Here is a 241-nt window from a genome sequence, read left to right as displayed (position 1 = left end):
GGCTACGGGCAACAGTGCATCTGGCTCATCGTATAACTATGACGACGGTACGCTGAATTATGGCAAAGGTGATGTCGACACCCGGGTGATCAAGTGGACATCCGACCTCGAAATGAGCTACGAAAACTATGGTGGCTTCTTTCGGCTGCGGGCGTTTTACGATGACGCCATCATGAATGACTCAACCGATTTCAAAGACCTCAGTGATGAAACCAAAGACGCTGCCGGTAGTGGTTACGAC

Annotated in this window: 1 protein-coding gene; it reads left to right on the top strand. The window is 50.6% G+C overall.

Annotation, left to right across the window (positions count from 1 at the left end; genetic code table 11):
- Nucleotides 1–241, top strand: a 241-nt coding sequence (locus tag Q4563_RS22170; RefSeq protein WP_303606077.1) for a DUF1302 family protein, incomplete at both ends; no start/stop codon positions are given.

The organism is Gilvimarinus sp. 1_MG-2023 (genome assembly GCF_030548285.1).
This window is presented reverse-complemented; position numbering and strand designations above follow the sequence as displayed.